Source organism: uncultured Marixanthomonas sp. (assembly GCF_963974425.1).
Lineage (GTDB): Bacteria > Bacteroidota > Bacteroidia > Flavobacteriales > Flavobacteriaceae > Marixanthomonas.
Window position 1 is genome coordinate 1 of the sequence record NZ_CAXBCK010000072.1, and the last position, 12,700, is coordinate 12,700.

The window sequence follows — 12,700 nt, forward strand, 5'->3', positions numbered from 1 at the left end:
ATTTATCTTTGGCGAGACTTGTGCAACAGGCACAATGGCTATAAGTAATTGCTTGCTCTTGCCTACTTCTGAAAATCCTCGAGGATATTCAATTTGGTGTATACTTGCAAAGTTAAGTGCTAAACCACGCAACTACTCATAGCCCAACCGTTTTGTGCAATTTGACTACGTTACCAAGATTTGGTATATTTGAGTAAAATTATAGTCAAAATGGGAAAAAACACATCAATATCACTCGGAAATCATTTTGAGGATTTTATCAGAGAAGAAGTAAATTCTGGAAGATATGGTTCGGTTAGCGAAGTAATTCGTTCTGCATTACGTTTGTTAGAACATGAAGAAAAAAAAGAAAGAGAACTGATTAAAGCTCTAGAAGTTGGAGAAAATAGTGGATTTGTTGAAAATTTTGACCCAAAACAACATTTGAAAGAATTACATCGTAAACACTTATGAGTAATAACAAATACCGTATAAGCCAACAAGCAATTGAGGATTTAGATAAAATTTGGATTTATACTCTTAACAAATGGTCTAAAGAACAAGCAGACAGATATTACGATTTAATAATAGCAGAAATTGAATTTATTGCTGACAATTATTTGATAGGAAAATCTGCAGAACAAACTCGAAAAAACTATAGAATTACGAAAATTAAATCTCATCTGATTTTTTACAGAAAAGTGGATAATGAGATTGTAGAAATCGTTAGAGTTTTACATCAGAGAATGGATATTAAAAAACGACTGAAATAAAAACTGCACAATACCCCGTATCCTATGAAAAGCACTAGTTCAGTTCTTCAAATATAATATGTTGTTTTTTTAATCACTTCATAATGATTGTGTTGAAATGTTAATAATCCCGATAGGGTTATCAGTATTTCAACGGCCTTTAAATAACTTGCTCCGCATCCTATATGTGGTCCATCGTCAAGCGTGGCCACCAGCATCTGTGTGATTGTAAGTTATAATAACCCGGCCACGGTCTATAAAAGTGATCCAGCCCTTGGGTGGTCACCTACGTTGTTTTGTGATACAGGTAAATCTACTTCTTGGTGAGCTTTGTTATTTATTTTTCTATCTCGACTAGACCTATACAAACGTGGCGCACGCCAAAAGGGCAACAAAAAATGCCATTAAATTGTACAACCAATAAGGTGATACATGTATCTTTAGGCTATAACACAGAATAGGGTATATAAATTAATTGCATACATTAATGGGAACCTTATACCTATGTTTGCGAGAAGCCACTCAAGAAAGCTAAAATTGACCAAAAAAAAACTAGACTACATCCATGAACAAACTACTAATTGGAGTAGCAACTTTAATCTTATTTAGTTGCCATACCGAAATCAAAAATGGGAAAGAAAACAGTAAGAATAAACAAAACCCTGAAACAGAAAGAAACGGAAAAATTAGGGTGTTAAATTTTGGAACTGCGCACTTAAGCCAGACATCAGACGCAAATTCCTCCCAAATCGACTTGAATGACCCAGATGAAAAAGCTGATTTAAAAAGACTAGTTGAAAAGATCGTTGAATTCAAACCGACTATTATTTGCCTTGAGTTAGAACCGATAAACAATGACTATATAGCTTCGACATATTCAGAATATGTAAAAGACCAAACCAAAAGATTAAATTACTCGGACGAATTAAATTCAATCGGTCTTGAAGTCGCACGGTTGAGTGGCACAAACCGAATTTATGGTATAGACAGCCAATCAGGGTTTGATTACCCAAGTTTAGTCGAGATAGCCAATAAAAAAGTCACCGACAGTCTTTATATTTCACAAGTTATGAATAACTACCAAAGGGTAAACGCTTTAAAATTTAAAGAACAATTTCGGACGATTAACACGAGAGATTATAAAATGGAAACATTTAACCTATACAATTTCTTAGCAACACAACATACCAAAGGAAAACAAGAAGGAGTTGATGAAATTACTAAATTCTACCAACGGAATTTAAAAATGTATAGCAATTTGAATGACATAGAAATGACCGAAAATGATAGAATTTTTATTCTTTTGGGAGCGACACACACAGCATACCTTGATATTTTTCTTGAAAATAACCCGAGATTTCAATTAGAAAATCCGAATAAATATACTGCTTACTAAAAAGTACTAAGTACAACAACTGCTTTTATAAAAAACACTATTTTAATACCATATTACAACCTTCACAGCCTTTATAGAATCAACCTCTTAAGTTGTCACTAGCAGCAATATAATTATAAGCTATAATTAATCTGACCACAATCTATAAATAGATGATCCAATCTTGCAGAGGTTGCCTACTGGGTTACGTAATTCACATGTATCTGCCCGTTTAGCTCACGGGTACTTAAATAGCGTAAAACCAAATTAACCCCGTAGCCAGATTTCTGAACAAAATAGCTATAGAAAATGCGTAGAAGAGATAAATAAAACGTCACATCTTACAGGTTTTAATAAATAATCAATAAAATATTTGCGTAGTCAAATGACTTCACATACATTTGTAGCCAAATAACTTCACAATGAAATTAAGACGCGATATTTTTCAGGCGATTTCCGACCCAACAAGGCGGGCAATCTTAGTATTACTAACATCCCAGTCAATGACGGCAGGAGTAATTGCAGAAAACTTTGATGCGGCAAGACCTACCATTTCCAAACACATTCAAATTTTAAATGAATGTGATTTGGTTGAGGCCAATCAAAAAGGGAGAGAAATCCACTACCAACTTAAAGTTGAAAAAATGAAAGAAATCGATCAATGGTTAGCGCAGTTTAGAGCCATTTGGGAAAATCGATTTAACCAACTGGATGATTTATTAGACAACCTTAAAGACAATAAAAATGAAAAATAATTTATTATTTAACTTTTCCGTGGACAAGAAAAACAAAACCATTCACATTCAAAGAGAATTTAATGCCAACCTTGAATTAGTTTGGAAAGCTTGGACCGAAGCTGAGTTATTAAATCAATGGTGGGCACCAAAACCTTATCATATCGAAACTAAAACATTGCATTTAGAGGTTGGTGGAATGTGGCTCTATGCAATGGTAAGTCCTGAAAAGGAAAAAACATGGTGTAAGGCAGACTATAAAGCAATTGAAACAAACAAATTGCTGTCTTGGTTAGATGCTTTTTGTGACGAAAATGGAAATGAAAATACAATAAAACCACGTTCGCTTTGGACAAACCTTTTCACAGAAAAAAATGAGATTACATTGGTAGATAGTACCTTAAAGCACGATAAAATGGAAGATATTGAGACTATGATTGAAATGGGTTTTAAAGAAGGTTTTGAAATGGCACTATCAAACTTAGACGACCTATTAGTAACAAAAAACAAAAAATAATGAACAGATTACAATTTGACTTTTTAATTAACAAGGATAACAACACGCTTACTATTATACGTGAATTTAACGCTGAAAGACAACTTGTTTGGGATTGCTATACCAAAAGTGAATTATTAGAAAAGTGGTTTGCACCTAAACCATTGACGGCCAAAACAAACACGATGAATTTTAAGGAAGGTGGATATTGGTTATACGCTATGATAGAGCCAAACGGAACAGAGCATTGGGGACGAACAGATTTTACCGAAATTAAACCTATTGATTATTACAAATCGCTAGATGGATTTTGTGATGAAAATGGAACGCTAAATCCTAATATGCCACGAGCAAAATGGCACGTGAGTTTTTTAGATTTGAATGAAAAATCAAAAGTTGAGACCATTGTATCCTATAACTCTCTAAAAGATTTAGAAACTATAATAGAGATGGGAATGGAAGATGGACTTAAATCTACATTAAAAAGATTAGACGAATTATTGGAAAACCTAAAAAATGAAAAAGAATAAAGTCATATTCTGGATAGCCACTTCCGTAATTTTTGCAATGGAGGCTTTAATACCGTTGGTAACGCTTTTATTTGCCCACGAATATATTAATGCTGGAACCAAACCATTAGGCTATCCAGACTACTTTGCTTATGCATTAATAGTTTGTAAAATAGTAGGAGCAACTACAATAATGCTTCCAAAACTTCCCGTTAAACTAAGAGAATGGGCCTATGCAGGCTTAACATTCAATTTAATTTTTGCAATCATAAGTCATATGGCAGTAGACACAATTTTGGTTAAGATTATAATGCCAATTATTGTGGGTGCTGTACTAACAGTTTCTTATGTCTATAGCCAAAAGATAATTTCAAATATTAAAAACAAATAATTATGTCATTCAAAACATACATCAAAAACATCGAAGAAAAAACAGGTAAAACTGCTCAAGATTTTCAAAATTTAGCTGAACAAAAAGGGTTTACTATTAATGGAGAATTAGCTGTTAAAGCTACCGAAATAACCAATTGGCTAAAAAGAGAATTTGAGTTAGGGCACGGTCACGCTATGGCTATGTATGCTTACATTCAAGGGAAAAGAAAATAAAAATCATTCTTTAAATTAAATGAACAAATTAAGAATTTCCAAAATAAGTGCTATTGGATTTATTATTCTGTTAGTATTTTTACATATCATTGATACCTCGGTAAATCCAATTTGGCAGCCTATTAGCGAATATGGATTAGGAAATGCAGGTTGGTTAATGAAAGTTACGTTCTTTTCACTTGGTATAAGCTTCCTGTTTTTAGGGATATACCTAATTAAGAAATTATCTAATATTGGTTTAAAAGTCGGCGGTGTACTATTAATATTAGCATCTCTTGGTAATTTCTTAGCAGGTGTTTTTAATACCGATCCAGTAAGCACCCTACCAGATCAGATGACAATAAGCGGTCAAATTCATAATGCTGCAGCAGGGTTATTAGGATGTATGATTTTAGCTACGGTGTTTATTACTTTTCAATTCAGAAAACAAGAACAACTTAAACCTTATAAAAAAAACATACTTCTGTTAACCATAATATTGTGGGTTTTAGAATTTAGTTTAATAGCTACTATGGGTATTTATTTGAGTGAAACAAACGGTATGATAACACAAGAGACTCCAATTGGCTGGCTTGGTAGAATCGTTATCGTGTTTTGTGCGATTTGGATTTGGGCTTGTGCTCATTATCTACAAAAATCTAATTCCAAAAATTAGCCTATATGAAAACTATTAATCAATTTATAAAAGATAAAATCAAGGAAGAGCATCAACCCATTTTTACAAAATTTAGGAGCTTGATCAAAACTAAATTTCCAACGCTAAAAGAAGAAATGCGAGGAGGAACTGAAAAATATTATGGAGTTCCAGTGTATAGATATCATAGAATTATCATTTCAGTAAGCCCTACCTTAAAAGGAATTACCTTTTCATTTACGGATGGTAAACAATTTAAAGACAAGTATAACCTCTTGGAAGGCGTTGGAAAAAAATCACTAAACTTAAGACTGAGTGCCCCTAAAGATTATAAAGATGATGTACTCGAATATTACATTTTACAAGCGATTGAATTAGACAATAAAAAAGATTGAGAACGAAAACATCCATTTTAAGAATAGTTCCTAATAATTATGCCAATAATAGGGAGGCAAGCAAAAAATTTTATACTAAGTTTTTAGATATGAAATGGGTGATGGATATGATTTGGGGTTTAATTTTTGCATCTAATAAAAATAAGCAAGCTCAAATAACAATGATTCAAAATACAGAGAACAAACTTCGGGATAATAAACCTATTTTACTACCTATTAAAGTAAAGCATAGTGAATATTAGTATGACTGTTCAAAACGAAAAATGTTGAAATCGTTTATCTAATAGCACCATAAATATTGGGGTGTTAGGCCTTTCTTTGTTAGCGAACCGAATGAGGCAAAAATAATTTACGCTCACATAACATTTAGATTTTACCAATATAGTGAAAAGTTCAACTTTTAATTAGTGTGAAAAAACTACAAACCATAAGAAACTATTACAAACCCATTCAACCAACTATTAAGGATGAAGATAAAGGGATTGTGTACAAGGAAATTATTCCTAAAAAAGAGGTAGCGAGTTTCATATACTGTTTTTGGCAGCTTAAAACTTACAAAACTTTAAATGAGCCTTTTATGTATCGCGTGGTTTCTGATGGATGTATTGATATATTTTTTAATCCTAACAACCCGACTGAAAATTTTATAATGGGTTTTTGCAGAAAATTTACTGAATTCCCTATTGGTAACGCTTTTAATTACATTGGAATACGATTTTTGCCAGCGGCATTTCCATTGCTTTTTAACGTTAACGCACAATCGTTGAGTAACCAAGATCAGGAATTAAAGCAAGTGTTGCCAAGTTTCTCAAACTGGATCGAAACTAAATTTGATGCAAGTCAAAGTTTTGAAGATATTGTAGCAGCATTAAACAAACAGGTAAAGAAAATAATAGAAAAACAATCTATTGACTTAGACCTACGCTTCTATAATTACTTAGTTCTGATTTTTAAAAATAAGGGATATTTAAACGCCAGAAGTGACTTAAATAAAGGTTTGAGTCCAAGACAAATGCGCAGAATTTTCAACTTTTATATAGGAACCACCCCAAAAGCGTTTAGCAATGTTGTTCGATTTCAATACATTTTAAATGCCAAACCCGCTAAGCAAAGTCTGAAAGAAAATAAATTCTATTTTGACGTAGGTTTCTTTGACCAAGCTCATTTTATCAAACAATTTAAGACCTTTTATGGGGTAACCCCTACCGAAGCTTTTCGGTAGAAGGATGTCCGTTTTTTACAATTATAATAGGGTGGCTCATTCTAAATTTGTACCTACAAAAACAATACAGTGAGACACATGTTTTTAATTGCATTCTCGCTATTTACAATTTTAGCAAATGCGCAAAACCCAAACAAAATGAAATTAAACGCAGGAATTATTACAGAGAAGTTTCAAGAAACTAAAGCCTTTTATACGGAGATATTAGGATTCGGAATCACATTCGAAAATGATTTTTACGTACTGATGCATACGCCAAATGAGTCGGCCGAAATTAGTTTTTTAAAACCCAACCATCCAAGTCAGCAACCAATATTTCAACAACCTTTTGAAGGTCGAGGCGTTTATTTAACCATTGAAGTGGAAAATGTAGATGAAGTTTACGAACTACTCAAAAACAAAGACGTTGCATTTAAAGTGGAGATAAGAGATGAAGATTGGGGAGATAGACATTTTGTGATTGTGGATCCAAATGGAATTGGAATTGACATGGTTACTTACACAACACCAGGAAATTAAAACAGGTTGATTATTGATATGTGCTTACTTATTTTTCTTTAAATTTAAAGAAAAAAATGTCAAATTCCTTTTTTGAGAAAGTTTACAAGCATCCTAATATAAAAAAAGTAGACTATAAAAGCATTATTCAGGCTCATATAGAAGTTCAATTTAAAAAGAATGAAACCATACTTAAAGAAGGTAAAATAAGTAATGAATATTATCTCATTAAAAAAGGCTTATTTCGATCCTATGTTATCGATTACAATGGCAATGAAATTACTACTGACTTTTTTGGTCCAAATGAAATACTGATTGAGGTAGCCTCTCTATTTCTACGTACCCCATCAAAAGAAAACATCCAAGCTTTAACAGATTGTGAAGTCTATAAAATTGAGTTTAACGAGTTTCAAAACTTGTATAGCACCATACATGGTTTTACCGAATGGGGTCGAAGCTGGATGTCTCAACAGCTTTTTATAGCAAAACATCGTGCTGTTACAATGCACACACAGAGTGCTTCGCAAAGATATTTGGAGCTGATGAACCAAAAGCCACAAATTATAAAAGAAGTGCCCTTAAAATACATCGCTACTTATTTAGGTATTACTGATACTTCTTTAAGTAGAATCAGAAAGGAAATGACACTTCAAGGGTAGAACTTGTCATAGGGCAAGTTTTTATTGATTTCTTTTCTTGAAATTTGTAAATAACACATACCTAGAACGAGAAATGACAAATAAACAACAAAAAACTTTTAAAGAATTTCATAAAACAACGTCGAGTTTATTAAATGCACTTGCCTCTTTATCAGAAGAACAAATAAACTTTTCCCCTAAAAAAGGCTGGTCAGCTGGACAAATTGGGGAGCATATCTTAAAATCCTATGCCTCTGTGCAAACATTAAATGGTAATACTGAAAAAACAGTAAGACCATTTGACCAAAAATTAGAACCGATTAAAACCCTGTTTTTAGATACTTCAATTAAAATGGATTCCCCAGAAGCGATTTTACCATCTAAGAAAAAAATAGTCAAAAAAGATTTAATAAAGGCCTTAGAAGATAGGATTGAGCAAATTAAAGAGGTTATAATAAACAGAGATTTATCTTTAACATGTATCGATTTTTCCATTCCAGAATATGGCGAATTTACAAGATTTGAATGGGTCTGGTTCAATATCTATCACACCCAAAGACACCTTCATCAATTAGAAAATAGAATAGCATTAAATAATGGTAAAGAGCGGCAGTCAAAATGAAAAATGAGGACATAGTTCGAACTTATTTTTCTTGTTATGAAAACAGTGATAAAACAACTTTAGAAAACCTTCTTGATGACAGGTTTGAATTCAGTAGTCCTCACGACAATAAATTGGATAAGTCTTCATATTTCGAAAAGTGTTGGGAATTTAACAAAAGTGTAGAACAGTATCAAATCTTGAAGTTCATCGATGATAAAAATGAAGCTTTTCTAAGCTATAAAGCAATAACGTATGACAAGCGTGAAATTGAAAATGCAGAATATTTTAAAATCAAGGATGGAAAAATAATCAATATTAAAGTGTACTACGGAAACCTCTAAAACAATTTGTCAGACGTAAATGCAGAGACTATTAGAATTTTACTCTTAATCATTAATGCAACAACAAACAATTAAAAAATGGATAGCATTGAGCACATCATTTACATAAAAGCACCAAAAGAAACGGTTTACAGTGCGCTGACTTCAGAAGAAGGATTAAGTGAAATATGGACGAAGAAACTCAAGGTGAAACCTGAGGTTGGTTTTATCAATGAATTTGATTTTGATGAAGGCTATATCACAAAATTTATAATTCTTGAACTTGTAGAAAACAGTAAAATTGTTTGGGAATGCATCGCTTCAGATGAAGAATGGATAGGTACAAAAGTATCGTTTGAGCTTACTGGGAAAGATAATAGAACAACTATTATTCTTAAACACTTTAATTGGCGAGAAAGAACCGACTTTTACAGATGGTGTAATTACAATTGGGCAATGTTCTTATATCGATTGAAAAATTATTGCGAAAACTAAATCAATTTTTAAGAATAAGTCTATGAAACAACAAATCACTACTTTTCTAACATTTCAAAAAAACAATGCTGAAGAAGCGATGAATTTTTATATCGATTTGTTCAATAATTCAAAAGTGATTGATATTCAACGATACAGAAAAGAGGGTCCAGGTAAAGAAGGAACTGTTGTAAAAGCAATTTTTGAGTTAAACGGCAAGCAGTTTATTTGTAGCGACAGTTTTATCCAACACGAATGGGATTTTACGCCAGCGGTGTCCAATTGGGTAGAATGTGAGAATGATAAAGAAATTGAACATCTTTTTAAAAAGCTATCCGAAAATGGGGATGTAAAAATGCCATTGGACAATTACGGTTTTAGCAAACAATTTGCTTTTATAGAAGATCGGTTTGGAGTTTCTTGGCAGTTGAATTGGAGATAGATTAAAATAAAAAAAGCACCATATGAAATGCGATATGTATACCATTTGGGAAACCTACCAAAAGGACTTAAAAGCTTTTGTGAAAAAACGAGTATCAAATGAAGAAGATGCTAATGATATTACGCAATCGGTACTTCTAAAAGTTGCTAACTATTGCACGCATAAAAACAATGTTACACATATAAAAGCTTGGCTTTACAGGATTACGCAGAATACAATTAGTGACTATTATAAAAAGTCGAATCAAACAAGATCAATAGAGAGTTTTGAGAATCTAGACGTATCAAATCACCACGAGTATGATGAAAATATTTTTGTATGGCTTCATAATTTTATAAACAGACTACCAAAGAAATATGCTTTGCCATTACACCTTTCAGATATTAAAGGATTATCTCAAAAAGAAGTCGCAGCCCAAATGGGCTTAACTTTAACGGCAACGAAGTCAAGAATTCAAAGGGCGAGAAAAATGTTAAAAGAAAAATTTGAAGAGTGCGGAAAGGTTGAAGCATCAGATCACCAATTTATGTCATACAATATAACCAAAACCTGTTGTTTAAAATAAAAAAGCAAATTATTGCGTCTTTTTAGTGTTTCCAAAGTCTTAGCGATAAACAATAATTTTAAATCAGTAAGAAAATGGAAACAGCAACAAAAAAAGTATTAAAAGTAGAACTAATTCAAGTAGAAATGCCTAGCAATGAAAACAACTCTTGTTCAGCCTGCGATACAGTTCAAGGTAAATTAGTTTCAGCAATTCAGGAGGTACAAAAACTATTTGATAATTTGGATTGCGAAATCTTTTTCAAATCAACATCAGTGAAGACAATTGAGGATGCTGAAAAAGCACAAATCATAGCTTCCCCAACGATAAGAGTGGGTAATCTTGATTTTTATCCTAATCACGCAACTGATAAATCTGAAAAAAGAGAATGGACTTGGAATAGCCTAACAACATCTGAACCCACAAAAGAAACATTGATAGAGGTTTTGTTGAAGGGATACTTTGAACCAAAAAAAGAGTTAGAAAAAATGGAGATGTCAGCATACATTCTTCAATATTTAAACAAAGAAATGATAACAAGTTCGGACTGCAGTTGTAGTTAAAAATATAGTCATTATGAAAACAAAACAAATTTGGGCAAACCTTGGCGTAGAAAACATAGAGCGTACTAAAACGTTTTATCAATCATTGGGCTTTCAGTTAAATGGAAGCCCATCAGATGATTTGGTCAGTTTCTTCTTTGGTCCTGATAAATTTGTGATTCACTTCTTTAAAACAGAAAAATTAGAATCGAGTCTGGAAGGTAAAACAGCCGATTTAAACAAGGGTAATGAAGTGATGTTTTCTATGGCAGCAGAAAGCAAAGAAGAATACAATAACTGGGTAACAGAAATAGACAAGGCAGGAGGTAAAATTGTATTCGACTCTAACAAGGATAGGAAAGCTTTTTATGATGATAATGGCTTTTATGTTTGTGTTTTTACCGACCCAGATGGGCATAAATTTAACTTGTTGTCTAATGAGAATATGTAAGTTTAAAAACGATAGAAAATGACCAAAATAATAGCCAGTCCCAATTGTGGGAATTCACCCAAAATGGAATTTTTAAAGCAATTTAATATAGCGTTTGCAGAAGGGAATGTTGAGTTTTTAATCGAAGGAGTAACTGAGGGCATAGTATGGAATGTCATCGGGGACAAAAAAATTGAAGGAATAGAAGCTTTCACCGCTGAATTAGAAAGAATGCAAGCTGTAAAAGCATCTGAATTGAAATTAAATCAAATCCTATCTCACGGAAAAGAAGGGGCAGCTAATGGAATGATGATAATGGAAAATGGCAATAAATATGCGTTTTCAGATTTTTATGTGTTTCAAAGCACTAAAGGAGAAAAAATAAAAACAATAACTTCATACTGCATTAAATTATAACTATGAAAACCATTTTCGATCAAAACTCCAGAGAACAGTTAATCAAGAGAATTCAGCAAATTAATGAAGATAACAAAGCGCTATGGGGTAAAATGAATGTGTACCAAGTGCTAAAACACAATACCTATTGGAATGGATGGATACTTGGGACAGAAAATCATACGTATAAGCAAGCTTTTATGGGTAAAATATTCGGCAAAATAGCGATGAAAAGAATGATAAAAGACGACAAACCATTTGACAAAAATATTCCTACTTCAGACCAATTTAAACCACAAGCCAAAGTTGGCGACTTGGAGTCGGAAAAATTGAAATGGATAGAATTGCTACGTAATTATGAAAACTATAATAACCCTAATTTCATTCACGATTTTTTTGGTAAAATGACCAAAGAGCAAATCGGTATTTTGGTATATAAACATACAGACCATCATCTAAGACAATTTGGAGCTTGACTTAAATCAGATTTTTAAACACACACTAAAATCAAATTCACACAACGAAAAAAAGTAATCATGCGAAGAATTGTTCCAAATATTTGTTCAAACGACATAGAGAAAAGTAAACAGTTTTATACTGAATTTTTAGGAATGGACGTAGCGATGGATTTGGGTTGGATCGTGACATTCGCGTCAAATGAAAATACAACTGCACAAATTTCAATTTTCAGAAATAACGAAAACAAACCTTTAGATAACTCGGCAATATTTTTATCAGTTGAAGTATCGAACATAGACAACTGGTTTCAACGTGCCAAAAAGCAAAAAATTGAAATTGTATACCCAATAACAAATGAAAGTTGGGGAGTAAGACGGTTTTTTGTAAAAGACCCCAATGGAGCCACAATCAATTTATTGTCACATTATGTTTAGCTTTTTAACAACTATAAAAGCTGTCAAAGGGTTGTCACAACTCCTAGTTTTCTTTGTTATATAAAATTATAATGGTTATAAAATGATAGAGGTATATAAAACGAATATCTTAAAAAAGAAACAAGCAAAGGGAATAAAAAAACAAATAAAAAATAAGTTCCCTTGTAGGCTTCCCTAAAAATAGGACAGTTATTAATTCGAATTTACTAATTTTAAA

At 32.4% G+C, this 12,700-nt stretch carries 24 protein-coding genes; all 24 read left to right on the forward strand.

Features of this window, described 5'->3' with window-relative positions:
• The first annotated feature begins 210 nt into the window (after positions 1 to 210).
• Positions 211 to 453, forward strand: a complete 243-nt coding sequence (locus AACZ92_RS15685) for a type II toxin-antitoxin system ParD family antitoxin (RefSeq protein WP_062623210.1) — start codon at positions 211 to 213, stop codon at positions 451 to 453.
• Positions 450 to 752, forward strand: a complete 303-nt coding sequence (locus tag AACZ92_RS15690) for a type II toxin-antitoxin system RelE/ParE family toxin (RefSeq protein WP_339703364.1) — start codon at positions 450 to 452, stop codon at positions 750 to 752. The genes AACZ92_RS15685 and AACZ92_RS15690 overlap by 4 nt, the downstream gene beginning before the upstream one ends.
• 544 nt (positions 753 to 1,296) lie before the next feature.
• Entirely contained in the window at positions 1,297 to 2,127 is an 831-nt protein-coding gene (locus AACZ92_RS15695) for a DUF5694 domain-containing protein (RefSeq protein ID WP_339703367.1), read from the forward strand.
• A 401-nt stretch (positions 2,128 to 2,528) separates the two neighbouring features.
• The gene (locus AACZ92_RS15700) at positions 2,529 to 2,861 is read left to right on the forward strand and encodes a metalloregulator ArsR/SmtB family transcription factor (protein WP_339703370.1); all 333 of its coding nucleotides are present in this window, start codon (positions 2,529 to 2,531) and stop codon (positions 2,859 to 2,861) included.
• The gene (locus AACZ92_RS15705; RefSeq protein ID WP_339703373.1) at positions 2,851 to 3,357 is read left to right on the forward strand and encodes an SRPBCC domain-containing protein; all 507 of its coding nucleotides are present in this window, start codon (positions 2,851 to 2,853) and stop codon (positions 3,355 to 3,357) included. The genes AACZ92_RS15700 and AACZ92_RS15705 overlap by 11 nt, the downstream gene beginning before the upstream one ends.
• Positions 3,357 to 3,866, forward strand: coding sequence for an SRPBCC domain-containing protein (locus tag AACZ92_RS15710; RefSeq protein ID WP_339703376.1), 510 nt, complete (start codon positions 3,357 to 3,359; stop codon positions 3,864 to 3,866). Before AACZ92_RS15705 ends, AACZ92_RS15710 begins: the two co-directional genes overlap by 1 nt.
• Positions 3,853 to 4,236: a DoxX family protein gene (locus AACZ92_RS15715; protein WP_339703379.1), complete on the forward strand. Its 384-nt coding sequence runs from the start codon at positions 3,853 to 3,855 to the stop codon at positions 4,234 to 4,236. The genes AACZ92_RS15710 and AACZ92_RS15715 overlap by 14 nt, the downstream gene beginning before the upstream one ends.
• Before the next feature lie 2 nt (positions 4,237 to 4,238).
• Complete coding sequence (locus tag AACZ92_RS15720) at positions 4,239 to 4,451, forward strand: DUF4287 domain-containing protein (protein WP_339703380.1); 213 nt, start codon at positions 4,239 to 4,241, stop codon at positions 4,449 to 4,451.
• Positions 4,452 to 4,470: 19 nt separating this feature from the next.
• Positions 4,471 to 5,106 carry a DUF998 domain-containing protein gene (locus AACZ92_RS15725; RefSeq protein WP_339703383.1) on the forward strand — a complete coding sequence of 212 codons (636 nt, stop codon included), beginning with the start codon at positions 4,471 to 4,473 and terminating at the stop codon, positions 5,104 to 5,106.
• 5 nt (positions 5,107 to 5,111) lie between these two features.
• Complete coding sequence (locus AACZ92_RS15730) at positions 5,112 to 5,480, forward strand: DUF1801 domain-containing protein (RefSeq protein WP_339703386.1); 369 nt, start codon at positions 5,112 to 5,114, stop codon at positions 5,478 to 5,480.
• Complete coding sequence (locus AACZ92_RS15735) at positions 5,477 to 5,722, forward strand: hypothetical protein (protein ID WP_339703389.1); 246 nt, start codon at positions 5,477 to 5,479, stop codon at positions 5,720 to 5,722. The genes AACZ92_RS15730 and AACZ92_RS15735 overlap by 4 nt, the downstream gene beginning before the upstream one ends.
• Positions 5,723 to 5,889: 167 nt before the next feature.
• Complete coding sequence (locus tag AACZ92_RS15740) at positions 5,890 to 6,702, forward strand: helix-turn-helix domain-containing protein (RefSeq protein ID WP_339703392.1); 813 nt, start codon at positions 5,890 to 5,892, stop codon at positions 6,700 to 6,702.
• A 138-nt stretch (positions 6,703 to 6,840) separates the two neighbouring features.
• Positions 6,841 to 7,221 carry a VOC family protein gene (locus tag AACZ92_RS15745; protein WP_339703395.1) on the forward strand — a complete coding sequence of 127 codons (381 nt, stop codon included), beginning with the start codon at positions 6,841 to 6,843 and terminating at the stop codon, positions 7,219 to 7,221.
• A gap of 56 nt (positions 7,222 to 7,277) precedes the next feature.
• Positions 7,278 to 7,859 carry a Crp/Fnr family transcriptional regulator gene (locus tag AACZ92_RS15750; protein WP_339703398.1) on the forward strand — a complete coding sequence of 194 codons (582 nt, stop codon included), beginning with the start codon at positions 7,278 to 7,280 and terminating at the stop codon, positions 7,857 to 7,859.
• Positions 7,860 to 7,932: 73 nt separating this feature from the next.
• The gene (locus AACZ92_RS15755; RefSeq protein ID WP_339703401.1) at positions 7,933 to 8,460 is read left to right on the forward strand and encodes a DinB family protein; all 528 of its coding nucleotides are present in this window, start codon (positions 7,933 to 7,935) and stop codon (positions 8,458 to 8,460) included.
• Positions 8,457 to 8,783, forward strand: coding sequence for a hypothetical protein (locus AACZ92_RS15760; protein WP_339703403.1), 327 nt, complete (start codon positions 8,457 to 8,459; stop codon positions 8,781 to 8,783). Before AACZ92_RS15755 ends, AACZ92_RS15760 begins: the two co-directional genes overlap by 4 nt.
• 78 nt (positions 8,784 to 8,861) lie before the next feature.
• The gene (locus tag AACZ92_RS15765) at positions 8,862 to 9,257 is read left to right on the forward strand and encodes an SRPBCC domain-containing protein (RefSeq protein WP_339703405.1); all 396 of its coding nucleotides are present in this window, start codon (positions 8,862 to 8,864) and stop codon (positions 9,255 to 9,257) included.
• Between the two features lie 22 nt (positions 9,258 to 9,279).
• Positions 9,280 to 9,678: a VOC family protein gene (locus AACZ92_RS15770; protein ID WP_339703408.1), complete on the forward strand. Its 399-nt coding sequence runs from the start codon at positions 9,280 to 9,282 to the stop codon at positions 9,676 to 9,678.
• A gap of 22 nt (positions 9,679 to 9,700) precedes the next feature.
• Positions 9,701 to 10,243, forward strand: coding sequence for a sigma-70 family RNA polymerase sigma factor (locus AACZ92_RS15775; RefSeq protein WP_339703411.1), 543 nt, complete (start codon positions 9,701 to 9,703; stop codon positions 10,241 to 10,243).
• A 74-nt stretch (positions 10,244 to 10,317) separates the two neighbouring features.
• Entirely contained in the window at positions 10,318 to 10,785 is a 468-nt protein-coding gene (locus tag AACZ92_RS15780) for a DUF2703 domain-containing protein (protein WP_339703414.1), read from the forward strand.
• A gap of 13 nt (positions 10,786 to 10,798) precedes the next feature.
• Positions 10,799 to 11,215, forward strand: a complete 417-nt coding sequence (locus AACZ92_RS15785) for a VOC family protein (protein ID WP_339703416.1) — start codon at positions 10,799 to 10,801, stop codon at positions 11,213 to 11,215.
• 18 nt (positions 11,216 to 11,233) lie between these two features.
• Positions 11,234 to 11,611, forward strand: a complete 378-nt coding sequence (locus AACZ92_RS15790; protein WP_339703419.1) for a nuclear transport factor 2 family protein — start codon at positions 11,234 to 11,236, stop codon at positions 11,609 to 11,611.
• Positions 11,612 to 11,613: 2 nt separating this feature from the next.
• Positions 11,614 to 12,066: a DUF1569 domain-containing protein gene (locus AACZ92_RS15795; protein WP_339703422.1), complete on the forward strand. Its 453-nt coding sequence runs from the start codon at positions 11,614 to 11,616 to the stop codon at positions 12,064 to 12,066.
• Positions 12,067 to 12,126: 60 nt separating this feature from the next.
• A complete protein-coding gene (locus AACZ92_RS15800) occupies positions 12,127 to 12,483 on the forward strand; it encodes a VOC family protein (protein WP_339703425.1) in 357 nt (118 codons plus the stop codon).
• The last annotated feature ends 217 nt before the right edge of the window (positions 12,484 to 12,700 follow it).

Coding starts and splice junctions, on each gene's coding strand:
- AACZ92_RS15775 (WP_339703411.1), top strand. CDS start 9,701: ATGAAATGCGATATGTATACCATTTGGGAAACCTACCAAAAGGACTTA.
- AACZ92_RS15765 (WP_339703405.1), top strand. CDS start 8,862: ATGGATAGCATTGAGCACATCATTTACATAAAAGCACCAAAAGAAACG.
- AACZ92_RS15705 (WP_339703373.1), top strand. CDS start 2,851: ATGAAAAATAATTTATTATTTAACTTTTCCGTGGACAAGAAAAACAAA.
- AACZ92_RS15715 (WP_339703379.1), top strand. CDS start 3,853: ATGAAAAAGAATAAAGTCATATTCTGGATAGCCACTTCCGTAATTTTT.
- AACZ92_RS15770 (WP_339703408.1), top strand. CDS start 9,280: ATGAAACAACAAATCACTACTTTTCTAACATTTCAAAAAAACAATGCT.
- AACZ92_RS15710 (WP_339703376.1), top strand. CDS start 3,357: ATGAACAGATTACAATTTGACTTTTTAATTAACAAGGATAACAACACG.
- AACZ92_RS15785 (WP_339703416.1), top strand. CDS start 10,799: ATGAAAACAAAACAAATTTGGGCAAACCTTGGCGTAGAAAACATAGAG.
- AACZ92_RS15750 (WP_339703398.1), top strand. CDS start 7,278: ATGTCAAATTCCTTTTTTGAGAAAGTTTACAAGCATCCTAATATAAAA.
- AACZ92_RS15755 (WP_339703401.1), top strand. CDS start 7,933: ATGACAAATAAACAACAAAAAACTTTTAAAGAATTTCATAAAACAACG.
- AACZ92_RS15695 (WP_339703367.1), top strand. CDS start 1,297: ATGAACAAACTACTAATTGGAGTAGCAACTTTAATCTTATTTAGTTGC.
- AACZ92_RS15720 (WP_339703380.1), top strand. CDS start 4,239: ATGTCATTCAAAACATACATCAAAAACATCGAAGAAAAAACAGGTAAA.
- AACZ92_RS15730 (WP_339703386.1), top strand. CDS start 5,112: ATGAAAACTATTAATCAATTTATAAAAGATAAAATCAAGGAAGAGCAT.
- AACZ92_RS15685 (WP_062623210.1), top strand. CDS start 211: ATGGGAAAAAACACATCAATATCACTCGGAAATCATTTTGAGGATTTT.
- AACZ92_RS15745 (WP_339703395.1), top strand. CDS start 6,841: ATGAAATTAAACGCAGGAATTATTACAGAGAAGTTTCAAGAAACTAAA.
- AACZ92_RS15725 (WP_339703383.1), top strand. CDS start 4,471: ATGAACAAATTAAGAATTTCCAAAATAAGTGCTATTGGATTTATTATT.
- AACZ92_RS15780 (WP_339703414.1), top strand. CDS start 10,318: ATGGAAACAGCAACAAAAAAAGTATTAAAAGTAGAACTAATTCAAGTA.
- AACZ92_RS15795 (WP_339703422.1), top strand. CDS start 11,614: ATGAAAACCATTTTCGATCAAAACTCCAGAGAACAGTTAATCAAGAGA.
- AACZ92_RS15790 (WP_339703419.1), top strand. CDS start 11,234: ATGACCAAAATAATAGCCAGTCCCAATTGTGGGAATTCACCCAAAATG.
- AACZ92_RS15800 (WP_339703425.1), top strand. CDS start 12,127: ATGCGAAGAATTGTTCCAAATATTTGTTCAAACGACATAGAGAAAAGT.
- AACZ92_RS15700 (WP_339703370.1), top strand. CDS start 2,529: ATGAAATTAAGACGCGATATTTTTCAGGCGATTTCCGACCCAACAAGG.
- AACZ92_RS15690 (WP_339703364.1), top strand. CDS start 450: ATGAGTAATAACAAATACCGTATAAGCCAACAAGCAATTGAGGATTTA.
- AACZ92_RS15760 (WP_339703403.1), top strand. CDS start 8,457: ATGAAAAATGAGGACATAGTTCGAACTTATTTTTCTTGTTATGAAAAC.